Here is an 18,364-nt window from a genome sequence, read left to right on the forward strand (position 1 = left end):
ATAAAAGTCATGGTCACTGCTTGCCTGAAGGCAAGCTGGCCACAACAAAAAAATGCGTGCTCCCAAACTCTCGAAGAGAGCTTGGGGACACGCGTTTTATTTGTTGCAGGTGCGCTGGCGCACCGTGTGACCATGACAATGAAGTTTTTTGAACGTCCTGCTTCGGACATTTTCACGGCATGCGGCAAAGTGACTAACCAGCTTAAGAAAAACAGACGCTCACATCCACTCGTAAAATGAGCATTAAGGTATAATTCCTGGCTCAGAAGTGAGTTGTGCAGCATAGAAGTGTTTATGTCACAGCGAGGGCATTAAATGCTTTGAGGCGTGATGCACAAAATGGGTGTGGGCCCCTTAGGGCAGTGTGAAGTTTTGGCCTGCGATTCGTAATAATTGCCCACCTGGGGATTATTTATGGCATGGTATGTATGGTTGTGCTATACTTGATAATGACATAAAGTTTTGTTTTAACTCGGGGGTAAATTTTCCATGAGAATTAAAAAGAGATTGATAGCGGGATTATTTTCCGCTGCAGTAATAGCTATGGCTGCGCCTGCGATTAATGCAAGTGCTGCTGCACTTAAGTATTCAGGTATCTATACCAAGGAGATTGAGATAGAGAAGCCTGAGGAGAAGACGACACCGTCTTCAGCAGCTGCTTCTACGGGAGCAACAACAGAAGAGACTGAAGAGATACAGTCTGAGAACCTGCGTGTAATGACAGGTATGAAGTTCATCATCGGAGTTGACAGGTATGGTGAAGAGATTGACACCACCAAGAATAAGGCGAATTTCAAGTTCAGGACATCTAATAAGAAGATCGCTAAGGTGTCTGCAAAGGGTATAGTAACAACGGTTAAGGCCGGTAAGTGCGATATCACAGTTATCAACAGGAAGGATAATGTTAAGTATGTGATTCATCTTACGGTTGCCAAGACCGTTAAGGTAAAGAGCATCAAGCTAAGTGCTGCTAAGAAGAATTACAAGACAATAGGTAAGACCTTCACATTGTCATCAACGATTAAACCTAAGAAGTACAGTGCAGAGCCTGTTCTTTGGGGCTCAACCAATACCGGTGTTGCTACAGTAAGTAACAGAGGTGTTGTTACAATCCAGGGTTATGGTGAATGCTCCATTTTCTGTAAGGCAGGTTCTACAAATAAGGTTGCCAAGTGTACCGTTAAGGTTAAGAATCCTAACGCGCCTAAGGATAATGGCGGTGGAACAACACAGACATCACTTACATACAGAACCGGTAAGCTTGTAGATATCTCAAGTCACAACACAGTTAATAACTGGCAGCAGCTTAAGAACAGCTGTGACGGTGTTATCATCCGTGTAGGCTACAGAGGTTATTCACAGGGTAGTCTCCAGGAGGATATCAAGTTCAGAAGTAATGTTTACAATTGCCAGCAGCATGGAATTCCTTTCTCAGTATACTTCTTTACTACAGCTGTAAATGCGGCAGAGGGTGCTGAAGAGGGTAACTGGATCGCAAACGAGCTTGCGGGAATGAACATCGCAATGCCTGTATTTATCGATACTGAGAGTAGCGGCAACGGCGGAAGATCTGATAACCTCAACAGGGAACAGAGAACAGCTGCAGTAAGAGCTGCATGTGCTCAGCTTAATGCAAGAGGAATTCAGTCAGGTGTATATGGATCAACCAACTGGCTGCAAAACAGAGTGGATATGAGTCAGCTTCCCTTCTCAGTATGGGTTGCAGATTACAGAGGATTCTGCGGATATGGCGGATCAAAATTTGCTTGGCAGTATACATCCAATGCGACAGGATATGGTGTAGCTAACCGCTGCGACGTATCAGAGTGGTATCAGTAATGAATAGCCTCAGGCAGGATTCTGCTTGAGGCATTTATATAATAGAGAAAATCAGAGGAGTTTTTAAGAAATGTCAGACAGTAATTACAATAAATATATCGATAGTGTATTTAATGACTTTTTCGGACCGGGTTCAGGCGGAGACGGCAAGCCTCCGGTATTCGATGATCCGAAGAAGGAAAACGAGATCAAAAAGCAGGTTAATGAGGACTTTGAGAAGATAAAAGAAGGAAAAGACATTACCGGCCCCAAGATGGATAACAAGATCAGCTTAGGTCAGGATAACGACACTCCTCAGATAGAGAATAAGGCAGACGAAAATGTAAATGCTGGTAAAGGCTATCACAGTGCAGATGAGGCATTAAATGAGGCTAAGGCACTTTTCAATAATATCAACAAGCCTACACCTCCAATGCCTACAGCTACAGCAAACTCAGCACCTGCACCCAAGCAGGAGGAAAAGCCTGGGGAGCCCGAGACAGATCCCATGGAGGATTTAAATGCTCTTATAGGGCTTACATCAATAAAACATGATGTCAAGGAGCTGACAGATTTTGCAAAGGTTCAGAAGCTCAGAAAAGATGAGGGGATGAAGTCTGTTCCCGTTTCACTTCACCTTGTATTTACAGGTAATCCCGGAACAGGTAAGACAACAGTTGCCCGCATCATTTCAAGAATCTACAAGCAGATAGGTGTCCTTTCTAAGGGACAGCTCGTTGAGGTTGACCGTTCAGGACTTGTTGCCGGCTACGTTGGTCAGACAGCTCTTAAGACCCAGGATAAGATCAACCAGGCTCTTGGCGGTGTTCTTTTCATAGATGAGGCTTACGCCCTTTCTCAGGAAAATGACGCCTTCGGTCAGGAGGCAATCGACACGATCCTCAAGGCAATGGAGGATCACAGAGATGACCTTGTTGTAATCGTTGCAGGCTACACAGATCCCATGGAAAAGTTCATTAACTCCAATCCCGGACTCAAGTCCCGCTTCAACAAGTACATCGAATTCCCGGATTATTCTGTGGATGAGCTTGAAGAAATCTTCAACATGAATCTTAAAAAATATGAATATGAATTAGACGAAGATGCAAAGAAACACGTCAGAGAACTCATTAGTCAGAGAAAGCTTGCTCGTCTTGAAAACTTCGCGAATGCAAGAGAAGTCAGAAACCTGTTTGAAGAGATAGTAACCAATCAGGCCAGAAGAATTGCTAAGATCGAAAATCCTACCCCAGAGGATATAAGACTTATAACCTCTGAGGATTTGATTGATAAGACTTTAAACTCCGAATCGGAAGACTCTTCTGTTGAGAAATCCGCCGACAGCGGTGATAGTAGGGCCGAGAAGGAAGACCATAAGGATGGTGCAGATCTCGACACGACCTCCGAGAAGGAAACCAATGAGTAAAACCGTGCCGTCGAATCCGATACGGACAAATTTGAAGGGCACTGATTTAAGAACGCGGTTGCTTATGATATTGGGGATTGCATCATAGGGTGCAACGCCCATGTCAGCATTCATGTAAAATGAAGCGGCAACTATAAAACAAAGAAGTGCCAAAATAAAGACGATAGCTCTGTAGGGCCATTCCTGAAAGATAAAATCAGGGATGGTCTTTTTCCATACCCATCTGCAAAAATCTGAAATATATCCGATTAAGACCATGTTTGCAATTGTGCCGGGACCTATCTGATGACGGTCAAGGAGAATTACAAATATGAAAAGGACTGAATTGAGTATAACCTGCCAGGTGCCAAACAGAATTCCAAGGCGTCCTGAAATAGTAAGGTTCATAAAGGAGCAGGGATCTGTTCCGAGACTTACCTCAATGAGGAAGGATAAGAAAAATCCCATGAGAACAACACCGAGTAACATGATGCCGAATTTTTTCTTGAAGTAGGGCTGTTTAAAATAGTCATTTATCTTACTTTTTAAATTCATAATAGTGCACTCCGATTTTAAAATTTTTTCTTGAAGACGCTGATAAAAAGAGAGCTTTTCGCGCCAACCTTTCCTATTTTGATTGATTTTGTTAAGTTTGTAAAGTAATACTGTAGATAGTCTTAAAAAACAATAAAAATGCTCATTCCTTATTGTTTTCGTTGTAGAATAAGACTATATGGGAGGATGCTATGAAGATTTATTTATGTAGTCCGGATGAGACATTAAGTCAGGCAATCGAGGAAGTTACTAAAAACGATCCTGACCAAAGAACATTCGAATGTGATGAACAAAGGGACAGGTGCTATATCGGGGATGAAGTGTTTAGCAGTGCACCTGTGATAATAAATAAGAGCAATCAATATTATGCATTAAGGGTAGTGCAATAGTTTCGTTTTCGAAGCTTTACTGTGAGGGGATTATGCTAAGAAATGAAGAGATTGATCAGTTAACAGGTCTGCCAAATCTGTATGCTTTCAGAAAAAATGCACAGAAGCTGATGGATGATCGGAATAAGAAGGAAAAAGAATTCGTCATCATCTATTTTGATGTGCAAAATTTCAAGAACTACAATGCAAGGTATGGCTTTGAGGCTGGAGACCGATTCCTGCAGAATATGGCCAAGCATATTGAGAAGATATTTCCGGAGCTTATGGTGTCGCGCTTTTCTGATGACCATTTTGTTGCGCTGGCATATTATAACAGTATCGAGGCCAGAATAGATGATCTTGGAAGGCGTATCCACAGCTATAATCCGGATGCGGGTATTGAGCTGCATGCAGGTATCTACGAGATTGACTCGGAGGATACCGACATCAGTATAGCCTGTGACAGGGCCAGGATTGCCTGCAACAGTATTAAGAAAAATTATGACCATATCTTCAGATACTACGATAATGAGCTGGGGACTCAACTTGATCTTGCTCATTATATAATTCACAATATCAGCGAAGCTGTCCTTAAGGGATATATTCAGGTTTATTATCAGCCTGTTGTAAGGGTTATTACAGGCAGAGTCTGCGGCTTTGAAGCACTGGCCCGCTGGGTTGATCCGGTTCACGGATTCCTTATGCCCGGTGTTTTCATACCAATCCTGGAGGACGCACATCTTATCTACAAGCTTGATGCCTATGTGGTGAGGCAGGTGTGCGAGGATATCAGAGATTTCATGGATCAGGGATTAAAACCTCACCCTGTTTCAATCAACTTATCACGTACAGATTTTCATCAGAGAGATATGTACCACGTTGTTAATGATGCGGTTCATCAGTGCAATATTCCCAAGAGCCTCATTCATATTGAGGTTACTGAGAGTGCCCTGGATGACAGCCAGGATGTACTAAGGGGAACAATAGATAAATTCAGAAGGGGCGGATACCAGGTTTGGATGGACGATTTCGGAAGCGGATATTCATCCCTTAATCTGCTAAAGGATTATGAGTTTGACGTGCTCAAATTTGACATGAAGTTTCTTCAGAATTTTGGATCTAATCCCAGAGAGACAGCTATTTGGGAAAATGTTATCAACATGGCAGAGGAGATTGGAATTCAGACTCTTGCAGAGGGCGTTGAGACCTTAGAGGCATGGGATTTCCTTAAGCGCGTGGGATGTGAGAAGGCTCAGGGCTATTTCTTCGGAAGACCTATGACCAAACTGGAATGCATAGACTATCTGGATGAGGATAGGAATAAGTATAAGGAAACTCCGGCTCAGAGAGCTGAGGAGGCCGATGACGAGGCTTTGGGGCTTGGAAGAAGTGTTATCGAGCTTAAAAAGGATGCTCCGGAGGAAGAAGAGGAAGAGGATCGCACGGGCTTTGAGGATGACGAGCTTTTTATGTCGGAATCTCCTGTATACATGACTCTTGCAGCAAGGGGATTTGTATCGCTTCTTGAATATAATTCCTATTCCCAGTTCCAGAAGCACTCATTTTTCATTGTCGCTAATCTGAGTAAGGATAAGCTCCTTCGTGTTCACCTTAGCAGTAAGCGCAAGATTCTGGACAAGTCCTATCACAAGTCTGAGTCTTATCAGGCTATGATTGATGAGATAGTCAAAAAGTCAGTCATTGTTGATGAGCAGAGCATAGCAAACGATTTTTTCAGTAAGGATAGACTTATTCTTGCTTATCACAGTGGAATAACCTTTGATGATTTTGAATTCCACAGGATAGTTGATATAAAAATGGCACCCAGATGGACCCACACCATTTATCAGATAATGGAGGACAATGGGGATATAATCGCTTATTTCCTGTCCTTTGATATCGATGAATACAAGAGATCCAAGGATCTTGTGAGACAGATGGCAGAGAGGGACTCTCTCACCGGTCTTTACAACAGACACACTGCGGTGCCGCTTATCAGAAACAGACTCTACAGGCATCAGAATGGCAAGTCTGCTCTTATCATGGCGGACATCGATGACTTTAAGGTAATAAATGACAAGTACGGATCCTTTGCGGGGGACGAAGTCTTACGGAGAATATCTGCAAGGCTCGATGATATCTTCGGAAGGGATGGAATAGTATGTCACATCGATCAGGATGAGTTCCTGATATTTGTGGAAAATATTGAGATCGGCAATCTTAAGAAGCGGGTTTCCGAGTTATGTGACAATACCTTTGAGGTGGCGTATCACAGAGACAGAATTCAGTTTACAGTATCTGCCGGATATGTAATACATCCTGACCAGGGCAGAGGATATCACGATCTTTACAGGAAAGCCGATACAGCGCTTTGCAAGGCAAAGACTGAAGGTAAAGGAATGGGACTAATGTACGAAGAGCAGTAAATATGAGGATGCTGCCATGAACCGTAAACGCGATAAACTGTTCTACATCAGATACTTGGTATTGATTGTAATGTTTGTGCTTACCACATGGATTACAATCATCAACAATTTGCATATTGATAGCGGGGATGATCTTAATCAATTACAGTTCGCATCTGTTTATCTTTTTAAGTTTTCACCCCTGATAGTTTTGACTGCCTTTGAGGGCGTCCTGCCTTCAATTCTTTCGTGCTTTATCCTTTTTGCGGTTAAAACCTCTGTCAACAAAGAACTTGCTTTTGTGACAGGAATCTATATTCTCGGGGCTGCTTCAACTCACCACTTTACTATGAGTGAGTTTTTCAAAAGGAAAAAAACCGCCCTGATAGCAATGCTGTATTTTATGTTGTTTTATGGGAGTGTATGGGGCGGCTGCCTTGGAATCCTCGCAGGTAGAGGTTTCATGGAGTTTGCGCCCGGGCGCTCTTTTTTCTATTTCATAAATGAGCTGCCTGAGGCTTTTTTGGCAGTTGCTATTATTTATATTGTGTATGCCAAGTGCCCGAATAAGGCAAAGGCACTGTTTTTTAGCGGAGTTTATTACAGGGATGATGTGGATGAGCTCACAAGAAAAATGGCTGATTACAGAAAAAGTAAGCTCAGTCAGACTGTGTCCTTTATCATTTTCGTGCAGGCAATAGCACTTGGACTGGCAGCTGCGATATTTGCCAATACCCTTATTCCGAATATGAAAAACAGTCTTCAGGACGAGGTGAATATTGAGGTTGAGGTTATTAAAAAGAATACTGACTGGAGGAAGATTACAAACATAATCGCACTGGAGCAGCAGGTCAGTGAAATAGAGGCTGCACAATCCACTGGATATCTTCTTTTAGAGCTGAACAGCGATACACTTATTTTTGATACGAAGCTTATACTACTGATTCTGGTTGTTGTCATACCACTTAGTGTGCTGACCAATCAGTTTGCCCAGTACAGAATAGCCCGGCCAATAATGCGACTGGCGGATTCTATGCAGGCATTTTATGACATGGGAGCAAAGGGACTGGATGAGAACCTTCAAAAGCTCCGGGAGCTCGATATTCATACGGATGATGAGATCGAGTATATGTATTCGAATTTTGCAAAAACAGCAGAGAACATGGTGGGCTATATAAAGATGATACAGGCTCAGAAGTCACTTGCTGATGCACTTAGATTCCAGCAGTCCGCTAATGAGGCGAAGAACAATTTCCTCTCAAGTATGTCACATGAGATCAGGACCCCTATAAATGCCATGCTGGGCTTCAATGAGATGATTTTAAGAGAGAGTAAGGATCCCGAGATCATCAAGTACGCATCCAATGTTAACAGTTCAGGAAAAATGCTCCTTGGACTTGTTAATGATATTCTTGATTTTTCAAGGATTGAGGCAGGAAAAACCGAGATCATTCCGGTTGAGTATGATCTAAGCTCCATGATAAACGATCTGATAAATACAGCACACATGCGTATGAAGGGTAAGAACCTTGAGCTTAAGACCAATATCTCAACCGATATCCCCTGCATGCTCATGGGTGATGAGATTCGTATAAAGCAGTGTGCGATGAATGTCATAACCAATGCCATTAAGTACACTAACGAAGGAAGTGTCACCATAACCATCGACCATAAGGAGACTGATGATAAGGACATTATTCTTTTGCGTTTCAACATTAAGGATACCGGTATTGGAATCCGCAAGGAGGATATGGACAGACTCTTTGCACCCTTCGAGCGTATAGAGGAAGACAGGAACCGTACCGTTGAAGGCACGGGTCTTGGAATGAATATCGTCAAGCAGCTCCTGGCACTTATGGGTTCAAGACTTCTTGTCAGCAGTGAATATGGAAAGGGCAGCGAGTTTTCATTTTCCATAAAGCAAAAGGTTATAAGCAGGAATCCCATCGGTGATTTCGCATCAACCTATGAGGAGTCACTTCTTGGACAGGAGACATACCATGAATCCTTCCATGCTCCTGAGGCCAATGTGCTGGTAGTTGATGATACTGTTGCTAACCTTACTGTAATACAGGGACTTTTGAAGGCAACACAGGTTAAGGTTGATACCGCAGAGAGCGGACTTGAAGCACTGGAAAAGGTATGTGCTAACAAGTACAACATCATTTTCCTGGATCACAGAATGCCTAAGATGGATGGAGTTGAGACACTTCACGCCATGAAGGAAATGGATGAGAACCTTAACAAGGACGTGCCCGTATATGCTCTCACCGCCAATGTTATAAGCGGCGCAAGAGAGATGTATTTGAAGGAAGGCTTTGCAGGTTATCTTCCAAAGCCTATAGATTCTGCAAAGCTTGAGGATGCCATTTTAAAGGCGCTTCCTGATGACATAGTCCTTCGACCCGGAGATGATGGCTTTGATTCCGTGATTGAAACCGATGGAATCGGAGCAGAGGATCTCGAGGCCATTGGAATAATGTCCAATCTCACGGGAATAGATCCTGATGAAGGTGCAAAGAACTGCGGAGGTCCTGCTGCACTTAAAAATGTAGCAACCAATTTTGCTCTTTCAATAGAGTCAAACGCCCAGTCCATTGAGGATGCCTGGAAGGCCGGAGATTATGAGAACTATACCACCTACGTTCATGGACTTAAGAGCTCTGCCAGAGTTATAGGAGCATCGGAACTATCCAATTTTGCAGCCTTTCTTGAGAAGTGCGGACTTAACAGTGACGTGGACGAAATTGAAAGACGCACGCCCGAGCTGCTAGAGAATTACAGGCAATATATGGAATATCTTGCACCTCTTATTGAGGAGGCATCCGGTGATTCCGAGGAGGATATGAACAAGCCTCTCATCGAACCGGAGGAACTTAAAGGTGCGCTTACGAGTCTTAGGGAATTTGTCGAAGGCTCCTATTTTGACAGTGCTGATGATGTGGTATCAATGATGGATGATTATCGTATGCCGGATGATTTCAAGGGTACCTATAAGGAGATTAAGAAACTTCTGGCAGCAGTTGACAGGGATGGATTGTTAGACATTTTGAAGTAAAGGGGCAGACTATGGAAAAACGGGTTTTGCTTATAGGATCACAAAGAAGCTTCATGGTCAGTGCAATAGCAAGGGGACTTGAGAATGCAGGATATGAGGTTGTTAAATGTGAATTCACAAGTAAAGACATCATGGAGGTTGAGGATAAACCCGAGCTGTACGTTGTGTATCTGGGGGATATCGACAGGAGCGACCCGCTTAAAAACGGAATCGATCCTCTTGGATATCTGAATGAAGCAATCGATACGGATCATTTCTTCTTATATGAAGTGGGCAATACCGATGAGCTCGAATACGCATCAAAGGTTATCTCAAAGATAAAGGTTACCGAGAGCTTCCTTCGTCCTCTCGATGTGAATCAGCTTGCGGAGCAGCTGGACATGGTTGTTAAGAGCAACGCCATGGGAGAGGAACAGAAAAAGAAGATACTGGTTGTGGATGATGACGGAACGATGCTCAGGATGATCAAGACATGGCTCTCTGTGAAGTACAGAGTTTATATGGCAAGCTCAGGAAAAATAGCCATGAACTTTTTACAGACTAATTCCGTTGACCTGGTGCTTCTTGATTATATGATGCCGCAGATGGATGGACCGCAGGTTCTTGTGGAAATAAGGAAGGACGATAAATTAAAGGATCTTCCTGTTATGTTCCTCACATCAAAGAGCGATAAGGAAAGCGTTGTTTCCGTGGCTGCACTAAGACCTGCCAAATATCTGCTTAAAACCATGCCAAAGGCAAAGCTTATAAATAGTATTGATGTATTTTTTGACGAGAAAAAATGATGTAATTTTTCCGAAAATCAAGTATACTATCGTGGAGTGTAAAAAGAACAATCATACAAGGAGAATCCCATGATAAAACAACTGATTGACGGAATCAAAAAGACAGAGGCACCTATTGTTGTAGGTCTTGATCCCAAGACCGATTTCATTCCGAAAAGGATCCTTGATAAAGCCTTTTCAGAATATGGGCAGACAGCTGATGCTGTAGCGGCGAGCTTTTTCGAATTCAACAAGGAAATAGTTGATAACATCTGTGACCTTGTTCCTGCAGTTAAGCCCCAGGTTGCGATGTACGAGCAGTACGGCCTTCCGGGACTTGTGGCATATAAAAATACTATTGATTATTGTCATAAGAAGGGACTCCTTGTCATAGCGGATGTTAAGAGGGGAGACATAGGATCAACATCAGAATCCTATGCACTTGCACACCTTGGTGCATCTAAGGTCGGAGATACTATGGTGAGGGGCTTTGATGCAGACTTCGCAACAGTTAATCCTTACCTTGGATCAGATGGAGTTAATCCCTTCATAAATGTATGTAATGAATTTGACAAGGGAATATTCGTACTTGTTAAGACTTCAAACCCCAGCAGTGGTGAGCTTCAGGATAAGATAGCTGATGGCAAGCCTCTCTACGAGACAGTCGGTGAGCTTGTAGAAAAATGGGGACAGGATTCCATGGACGGAACCTACAGTAACGTCGGCGCTGTTGTAGGCGCTACCTATCCCGAGATGGGTAAGGTACTTCGTGATATCATGCCACACGCATTTATCCTGGTACCGGGTTACGGAGCACAGGGCGGTAAGGGATCTGACCTGGTTCACTTCTTCGACAAGGATGGACTTGGTGCGATAGTTAATTCCTCAAGAGGAATAATCGCAGCATGGAAGAATGAAAAGTATGGAGATCCTTCAAAGGAACTTCTTGGAGAGGCAGCAAGAGCAGCCGTTCTCGACATGAAGGAAGATATCAGAAGCGCATTAAACTAAGGAGATTATATAAAGATGGAAAGATATAAGGAAGAGTTTATTGAATTTATGGTAGACAGTAACGTTCTGAAGTTCGGAGAGTTCACTCTTAAGAGCGGACGCAAATCTCCCTTTTTCATGAATGCCGGTGCATACGTTACAGGAGCTCAGCTCAAGAAGCTCGGCGAGTACTACGCAAGAGCAATTCACGATACCTTCGGACTTGAGTTTGATGTTTTATTCGGACCTGCCTACAAGGGAATTCCGCTTACAGTAGCTACAACAATCGCTATCAGCGAGCTTTACGGAAGAGAGATCCGCTACTGCTCCAACAGAAAAGAGATCAAGGATCACGGCGATAAGGGTATCCTTCTTGGAACAAAGCTCAGAGATGGCGACAGAGTCATGATCATCGAGGATGTTACAACATCAGGTAAGTCAATCGAGGAGACAGTTCCGATCATCAGAGAGCAGGCTGACGCAGATATCGTTGGGATGATGGTTTCTCTTAACAGACAGGAGAAGGGACTTGAGACAGACATGAGCGCACTTGACGAGATCCGTGAGAGATATGGATTTGAGGCAGGCGCTATCGTAACAATGCAGGAGGTTGTCGAGCATCTTTACGGCAAGTCCTTTGATGGCGATGTTATTATCGACAAGAACATCAAAAAGGCCATCGACGAGTATTACAAGGAGTATGGAGCAGTTTCTGCTAAGTAATTTATATGGAGGAGAGAAGAAAGAGGAGAAAACTGAATATCAAGCTTCCTGTTCGCGGACATGGCAGATATGTGTTTACGGACAAGAAGCATCCTGAAAAAGGAGTTCTTTCCGCGGCTCTCGGACTAATTTCCGTAGTGACCATCTGCCTGGCCGTTTTTAAAAGCTATGAAAACGGAGGGCAGGCGGAACCCCGGTATGGCGTGGCAGTCATGTTCTGCTTACTGTACTCCATAGCCGGGCTGGTTCTGGGAATAATGTCCAGAATGGAAAAAGATATATTCAGGCTGTTTCCAAATTTGGGGATAATACTCAATGTGCTTTCGCTCATATGGGTAGGGTTGCTATTGTACTTTTCTGTATTATGAGGTGCAGCTATGGATAGAGGCAGGCGACATGAGGAAATGCGAAAAAGCATTCAGATAGTAATACTTGTGTGTTACACGCTGTATTCGCTTGGACTTATTGTGGTCTCAATAGCAGAAAAATGGGAGTTTTGGGCGATTCCGATTATTGCAATCGGCGCCATTACTTCCTGGAGTCTCTATGTATCCGGACAGTTCGTCTTCAGGTTCCGGGTCTTCGTTTATGCGGGCTTTATCTCGCTCGCGGTGTTCTTTTATGGATCCCATATCGAACAATTTTATAATTCGGCGCTGATTTTTGTATTGGCGATGATGCTTTTCTCTCTTACTGAGGAAAAGCCTGTTCTTCGTATATTTTTAATGGCATATCTGATGCTTCTTGGCTATCACCTGATACTGATCCTGACCAAGGTTGAATCAGCTGATCAGCTTAATGCAGGCATAGTACTCTTAGACTGCATGGCAATTGCTCTGGCTAACAGAGTTGCCGGATATATCTGTGAGATGTTTGCTGTGTCCAAGAGCATGGCTGATGAGCTGGAAGAAGAGATGAGTGAGATGAAGCAGAAATCCGAGGACTTCATGGCTAATATCTCTCACGAACTGCGTACCCCCATAAACGTAGTTACAGGTCTATCAGGACTTCTCTTAAATAATGAGAAGGAGGAAAAGAAGAAGGCTGACCTTTCAGCAATCCAGGATGCTGGTCGCAGACTTTTCAGCAGAATAGAGGATATCCTTGACTACACTGAAATCGATACGGAATCTCTGGTGCTGTCGGAGGATGAGTATCGTATCTCATCTCTTGTAAATGATGTTGCGACAGAGTTCAGATTGCAGAGGGAAGGCACGCCTGAAATAGTAATAGATATGGATGCCAACATCCCTGCCCGAATGGTGGGCGATGCAGCAAGAATAAAGAGAATCATAAGACATCTCATAGTTAATGCCATCAAATTTACTGACGAAAATGGCTGCGTTAATCTTCGTGTATTTGCCCGTAAGAAGGAATACGGTGCAAATCTTTGCATTGAGGTTACCGATACCGGAATAGGTATGACTGATGAGGAGAGAAAGAGGGTTATCGAAGGCCTTTATCAGATCGATTCTGGAAGAAGCAGAAGAACTGAGGGAATAGGACTTGGGCTGTCCATCGTAAATGGCTTTGTTAAGAAGATGGGCGGCTTTGTAAGAATAGAGAGTGAAGTTAAGAAGGGAACTAAGGTTACAGTAACAGTACCTCAGCAGGTAGTTGATGAGAAGCCCAGCGTAGTGGTTGATCATCCTGAAAAGCTTGAGATCGCATGCTACTTAAGAAATGACAAGTACAAGAGCCCTGCTGTCAGAGAGTACTACAATATCATGATAATGCATATTCTTAAGGGACTCTCTGTGCCGATCCACAGGGTTGTTGAGTTTGATGAGCTTAAGAGACTCTGTGCCAAGAGTCAGATCACGCATGTTATCACAGCTGAGGAGGAGTACCTCGATAACAGGGATTACTATGAAAATATCAAGTCGGATGTTTCTGTAATTGTGACAGTTACTCCTGAATTTAAGATTGCAGATAACAGCAATGTAACCTACATCAGGAAGCCTATTTTCAGCCATTCTATTGTTAATGCCGTTAACAGGAAAATGGCTGTATGGGAGTTCGATCCCGAGACCAGTGGCAAGAAGCTTGTATTTAAGAACGTTAATTCACTTATCGTAGATGATGAGGAGATGAACCTTATCGTTGCAAAGGGTATCCTCGCCGGCTATGGTATGGAGGCTGACCTTGCCCGCAGCGGAATGGAAGCTGTGGCTATGTGTGAGAAAAAGAAATATGACGTCATTTTCATGGATCATATGATGCCAGAGGTTGACGGTGTTGAGGCTATGAAGCTCATAAGACAGAATGCGGGACAGGATGACCATACTTCCATAATAGCCTTTACTGCCAATGCAGTCAGCGGTGTCAGGGAGATGTTCGTAAAAGAGGGCTTTGATGAATTCCTTGCTAAGCCCATAGAGCTGTCAGAGCTTGAGAGAGTTCTGAAAAAACTGCTGCCCTCAACCATGTGGGAGTATGTTGCAGTTAAGGAAGAAAAGGATGAGGAGCCGACTTTGCCGGGCTTTAGTGGCAATGTCGGTACGGTTATGAACTATGGGCTCCTCAATCTTCAGAATGGCGTGAAGATATGCCGTGGCAGTAACGAATTCTATATGGAGATGCTGTTTGAGTTTGACAGGGAGGCAGACTCTATCGTAGAGGAGCTGCAAAAACTATATGAGGCAAAGGACTGGGAGAATTACAGGATCAAGCTTGAAGGACTCAAGCTTTCAACCAGGATAATTGGCGCTAATGACCTTTCCAAAAAAGCAGGCGAGATAGAGAGAGCTGCTGAGGAAAAATGGGAAGCGTTTGTTGTAGCTAATCACGATGACTTAAAACGTCAGATTGATGCCGTAAGAGCTGATATTATGCGGATTTACGGAGGTAGTGCGTCATGATCTTAAAGCGCTTGTTCAATGCAGCATACGACAGAAATAAAACCCTACAGGAAAAGATGTTTTCAGTCATACCTGTCATAGGGCTTCTTTCCATGTTCCTGCTTATCTTCATAGGGGTGATCGTTAAGGATGATATCATTAACATCATGGTCATAGCCTTTTTCCTTGTGTTCTTCACCGTTGTGGTAATGATCACGATCAAAAAGAGGAAAACCCAGCTTGGAGCCACGATCATAGCGTCGATACTTGTGCTCATCATTCTGCCTACCGCTTTTATTCTTGGTGGCGGTATCTATGGTGGTTCGCCTATCTGGTTTGTGTTCGGATTTACCTTTATAGGAATGACTGTCGAGGGCGTAAGAAAGTATATCCTTCTTATAATCGGTGCATGCACAACAGCTGTTTCTTATTATATTGCCTATAAATTCCCACATCTTGTTACACCTCACACCGATGAAGCAGCTCATTTTGATTCACTTACCAGTGTTATCCTGGTCAGCGGCCTGATGACTGTAATGATCCTTTTCCAAAATCAGATATATAAATCAGAGAACAAGCTGATCGAGCAGCAGAAGAAGGAAATTGAGGAACTCGGCCAGGCGAAGAGTAAGTTCTTCTCAAGCGTAAGCCATGAAATCAGAACACCTATAGATTCCATCCTCGGCTTCAACGAGATGATATTAAGGAATGCCACTACGGATGAGATAGCTGAGTATGCCAGCAATATTAAGAGCTCCAGTAAGATGCTGCTATCACTTATGAACGACGTTCTTGATATGAGTAAGCTTGAATCCGGCAAGATGGAGATCGTACCTACAGAATACGATATTGCACTTTTACTTTCGGAGACAGTTAATCTCATCTGGGGAGAGGCATCACGAAAAGGACTGGCCTTTTACGTCGATATAGATAAAACAATTCCCAAGAAACTTCTTGGTGATGATGTGAGAATCGAGCAGATTCTTATGAACATAATCGGCAATGCCATTAAGTTTACAAACGAAGGCAGCGTAAAGCTTACGGTTAAGTGGAAGCCCCTAAGCAATAAGCAGATAACTCTTTCTTTCCAGGTAGAAGATACAGGTATGGGAATTAAGAGAGACAGTATGCCTTATCTTTTCGATGAGTTTAAGAGGGTTAATGTAGAGCAGACCAAGGGAATAAGCGGAACAGGTCTTGGACTTGCCATCGTTAAGCAGCTGACAGATGCCATGGGCGGCGAGATTCAGGTAAACAGTATCTACACCAAGGGTTCAACCTTCACTGTTTCTATTCCTCAGGAGGTTGTTAATGAGGAGCCTGTCGGAGAGCTTGCTCTTGAGACTCTTAAAAAGCGTGAGGCTACGCAGTTCTACAGACAGAGCTTTGAGGCGCCTTCCTGCAGAGTGCTTATTGTTGACGACAACGTTATGAACAGAATAGTTACCGCCAAGCTCCTTAAGGATACCAAGATGGTTATCGATCAGGCAGAGAGCGGAATAGAGTGTCTGTCACGATGCGCGGATGTTGAATATGACTGTATTTTCATGGACTATGAGATGCCGGAGATGGATGGTATCGAGTGTCTCAGACAGCTTCGGACCCAGGTGGGAGGCATGTGCAGAGAGACTCCTGTTATCGTTATTACAGCGTACGCTTCATCTGAAGATCAGGCGAAGTACAGGGTTGCCGGCTTTGATGGATTCCTGCTTAAGCCTATATCCGGTGAGATGCTTGAAAATACACTGCTGAGAGTCCTTCCTGCGGATAAGGTTCGCAGGATATCACCTATGTATATCGATCCTGAGAACGACAAGCTCATGTCAGAGAAGGAGAGACTTCCTATCCTGATAACTACTGAGAGTGCCTGCGACATTCCAAAGGAGATGTTAGAAAAGCTGAGGATTCCTACTATTCCTCTGTATATCAAGACCAAGTACGGTCTGTTCCTTGATGGTGTTGAGGTAGAGACCGAGGGTATCCTGAAGTACATGAGCGAAGGCGGTGCGGACAATCTGAATGCGGATATTCCGTCCGTGCAGGAGTATGAGGACTTCTTTGCTGCGCACCTGTCAGATGCCGAGAACATCATTCACATCAGTATGTCCGGAAAGGCAGGAGGTGCGTTCCATGTTGCCAAGGAGGCAGCAGCCTCTTTTGATAAGGTAACCGTAATTGATTCCGAGAGCTTATCAAGCGGCATAGGAATACTTGTGCTTCAGGCCATAAGGCTGTGTCAGGAGGGTAAAAACGTTCAGGAGTGCATAGCTGAGCTCAACAGGATAAAGAAGCGTATCCATACCAGCTTCCTCATCGATACTCTTGATTATCTTATCCGCATGGGAAGAATCAAGAGAAGGACCGGTGGCTTTAGCCGCGTATTCATGTTAAAGCCCGCAATCCTCTTCAGGGATGGACGAGGAACCCTTGGAAGGATGATGGTCGGTACGGTTGCAAAGTGCAGGAAGAATTATGTTGAGGATCAGCTCACAAGATTTGCACCGATCGACAGGAAGCTTCTTTTCATAACACACACAGACCTATCCATTAATGAAATAGAAGAAATCAAGCGCTGGGTCAGCAACATAATGGTATTCGACGAGATCATCGTCCAGAAGGAATCAGCCTCCATGGCCGCCATCCACGGAAGCGGTGCATTCGGACTTCTGTACATGCTCCAGGACACCGAAGCGAATAGGTAAATATTAATAGAAAAAAAGGGACAAATCGCTCTGGTTTGGGCGATTTGTCCTTTATTTTTTTGAGTAAAATTTCGTTAGATAAAAATTTTGAAGTTTTATCAAAAATTGGTTATCTCAGGTTGATAATCACATTAGTGTTGTGGTAGGATTGCGGTGGCATAGATTTTATTTCATAGGTGACTATGGATTATGTATGTTTCACTATACGGAGGAAAAATATGGCACAGGTTGGAATTGTAATGGGCTCTGACTCGGATATGCCGGTCATGGCCAAAGTAGCTGGGATACTTGATGAGCTCGGTATTTCTTACGAGATGAACATTATCTCAGCACATCGTGAACCCGAGGAGTTCTTTTCTTATGCGAAGAGCGCCGAGGACAAAGGTTTCAAAGTCATCATCGCCGGAGCAGGAATGGCAGCACATCTTCCTGGTATGTGCGCCGCTATTTTCCCAATGCCTGTTATCGGTATTCCCATGCATACAACTTCATTAGGAGGCAGAGATTCTCTCTATAGCATTGTACAGATGCCTACCGGCATTCCGGTTGCTACTGTTGCAATAAACGGAGGAGCTAACGCAGGTCTTCTTGCAGCAAAGATTCTTGCTACAAGTGATTCAGAGCTTCTCGCAAAGCTCAAGGATTATTCAAAGGGCCTGAAGGAAGCAGTCGTTGCAAAGGACGCTCATCTTCAGGAAGTTGGATATAAGAATTATTAATTTAAGATTTTTATGGA

At 43.6% G+C, this 18,364-nt stretch carries 12 protein-coding genes and 1 pseudogene; 12 read left to right on the forward strand and 1 reads right to left on the reverse strand.

The genetic code is table 11. From position 1 onward, the window contains the following. The first annotated feature begins 489 nt into the window (after positions 1 to 489). Together G601_RS24965 and G601_RS27425 are read left to right on the forward strand one after the other, a co-directional pair. The gene (locus G601_RS24965; protein ID WP_026491974.1) at positions 490 to 1,839 is read left to right on the forward strand and encodes a GH25 family lysozyme; all 1,350 of its coding nucleotides are present in this window, start codon (positions 490 to 492) and stop codon (positions 1,837 to 1,839) included. A 589-nt stretch (positions 1,840 to 2,428) separates the two neighbouring features. After that, positions 2,429 to 3,091 (forward strand): annotated as a pseudogene (locus G601_RS27425) (AAA family ATPase); the annotation flags it as partial. Between the two features lie 24 nt (positions 3,092 to 3,115). Here the strand turns inward: G601_RS27425 and G601_RS27430 are convergent. Next, entirely contained in the window at positions 3,116 to 3,778 is a 663-nt protein-coding gene (locus G601_RS27430) for a YczE/YyaS/YitT family protein (RefSeq protein WP_442852395.1), read from the reverse strand. Between the two features lie 191 nt (positions 3,779 to 3,969). On the opposite strand from G601_RS27430, the gene G601_RS0109400 reads away from it, so the two are divergent. The 10 genes from G601_RS0109400 to purE all read left to right on the forward strand — a co-directional run bounded on the left by G601_RS0109400 (position 3,970) and on the right by purE (position 18,347). Next, the gene (locus G601_RS0109400; protein WP_026665185.1) at positions 3,970 to 4,167 is read left to right on the forward strand and encodes a hypothetical protein; all 198 of its coding nucleotides are present in this window, start codon (positions 3,970 to 3,972) and stop codon (positions 4,165 to 4,167) included. A 32-nt stretch (positions 4,168 to 4,199) separates the two neighbouring features. After that, the gene (locus tag G601_RS24970; RefSeq protein WP_051205711.1) at positions 4,200 to 6,572 is read left to right on the forward strand and encodes an EAL domain-containing protein; all 2,373 of its coding nucleotides are present in this window, start codon (positions 4,200 to 4,202) and stop codon (positions 6,570 to 6,572) included. Positions 6,573 to 6,588: 16 nt separating this feature from the next. Further along, complete coding sequence (locus G601_RS24975; protein ID WP_051205712.1) at positions 6,589 to 9,609, forward strand: ATP-binding protein; 3,021 nt, start codon at positions 6,589 to 6,591, stop codon at positions 9,607 to 9,609. 11 nt (positions 9,610 to 9,620) lie between these two features. Further along, positions 9,621 to 10,394 (forward strand): response regulator, encoded by a 774-nt coding sequence (locus G601_RS0109415; RefSeq protein ID WP_026491977.1) that lies wholly within the window; start codon positions 9,621 to 9,623, stop codon positions 10,392 to 10,394. A gap of 69 nt (positions 10,395 to 10,463) precedes the next feature. Then, complete coding sequence (gene pyrF, locus G601_RS0109420; protein WP_026491978.1) at positions 10,464 to 11,384, forward strand: orotidine-5'-phosphate decarboxylase; 921 nt, start codon at positions 10,464 to 10,466, stop codon at positions 11,382 to 11,384. Between the two features lie 15 nt (positions 11,385 to 11,399). After that, on the forward strand, positions 11,400 to 12,086 hold the full coding sequence (gene pyrE, locus G601_RS0109425; RefSeq protein WP_026491979.1) for an orotate phosphoribosyltransferase: 687 nt from the start codon (positions 11,400 to 11,402) through the stop codon (positions 12,084 to 12,086). 5 nt (positions 12,087 to 12,091) lie between these two features. Beyond that, complete coding sequence (locus G601_RS0109430; protein ID WP_051200930.1) at positions 12,092 to 12,454, forward strand: DUF6142 family protein; 363 nt, start codon at positions 12,092 to 12,094, stop codon at positions 12,452 to 12,454. A gap of 9 nt (positions 12,455 to 12,463) precedes the next feature. Next, positions 12,464 to 14,947, forward strand: coding sequence for a hybrid sensor histidine kinase/response regulator (locus G601_RS0109435; protein WP_026665186.1), 2,484 nt, complete (start codon positions 12,464 to 12,466; stop codon positions 14,945 to 14,947). Further along, the gene (locus G601_RS22730; protein ID WP_051205713.1) at positions 14,944 to 17,628 is read left to right on the forward strand and encodes a DegV family protein; all 2,685 of its coding nucleotides are present in this window, start codon (positions 14,944 to 14,946) and stop codon (positions 17,626 to 17,628) included. The genes G601_RS0109435 and G601_RS22730 overlap by 4 nt, the downstream gene beginning before the upstream one ends. Positions 17,629 to 17,846: 218 nt before the next feature. Then, the gene (gene purE, locus G601_RS0109445) at positions 17,847 to 18,347 is read left to right on the forward strand and encodes a 5-(carboxyamino)imidazole ribonucleotide mutase (protein WP_026665187.1); all 501 of its coding nucleotides are present in this window, start codon (positions 17,847 to 17,849) and stop codon (positions 18,345 to 18,347) included. Positions 18,348 to 18,364: the final 17 nt, after the last annotated feature.

This window comes from Butyrivibrio sp. FC2001, assembly GCF_000424125.1.
In the GTDB taxonomy this organism is placed as follows: domain Bacteria; phylum Bacillota; class Clostridia; order Lachnospirales; family Lachnospiraceae; genus Butyrivibrio.

Coding starts and splice junctions, on each gene's coding strand:
- pyrF (WP_026491978.1), top strand. CDS start 10,464: ATGATAAAACAACTGATTGACGGAATCAAAAAGACAGAGGCACCTATT.
- G601_RS24975 (WP_051205712.1), top strand. CDS start 6,589: ATGAACCGTAAACGCGATAAACTGTTCTACATCAGATACTTGGTATTG.
- G601_RS0109400 (WP_026665185.1), top strand. CDS start 3,970: ATGAAGATTTATTTATGTAGTCCGGATGAGACATTAAGTCAGGCAATC.
- G601_RS24965 (WP_026491974.1), top strand. CDS start 490: ATGAGAATTAAAAAGAGATTGATAGCGGGATTATTTTCCGCTGCAGTA.
- G601_RS27430 (WP_442852395.1), bottom strand. CDS start 3,778: ATGAATTTAAAAAGTAAGATAAATGACTATTTTAAACAGCCCTACTTC.
- pyrE (WP_026491979.1), top strand. CDS start 11,400: ATGGAAAGATATAAGGAAGAGTTTATTGAATTTATGGTAGACAGTAAC.
- G601_RS0109415 (WP_026491977.1), top strand. CDS start 9,621: ATGGAAAAACGGGTTTTGCTTATAGGATCACAAAGAAGCTTCATGGTC.
- G601_RS0109435 (WP_026665186.1), top strand. CDS start 12,464: ATGGATAGAGGCAGGCGACATGAGGAAATGCGAAAAAGCATTCAGATA.
- G601_RS0109430 (WP_051200930.1), top strand. CDS start 12,092: ATGGAGGAGAGAAGAAAGAGGAGAAAACTGAATATCAAGCTTCCTGTT.
- G601_RS24970 (WP_051205711.1), top strand. CDS start 4,200: ATGCTAAGAAATGAAGAGATTGATCAGTTAACAGGTCTGCCAAATCTG.
- G601_RS22730 (WP_051205713.1), top strand. CDS start 14,944: ATGATCTTAAAGCGCTTGTTCAATGCAGCATACGACAGAAATAAAACC.
- purE (WP_026665187.1), top strand. CDS start 17,847: ATGGCACAGGTTGGAATTGTAATGGGCTCTGACTCGGATATGCCGGTC.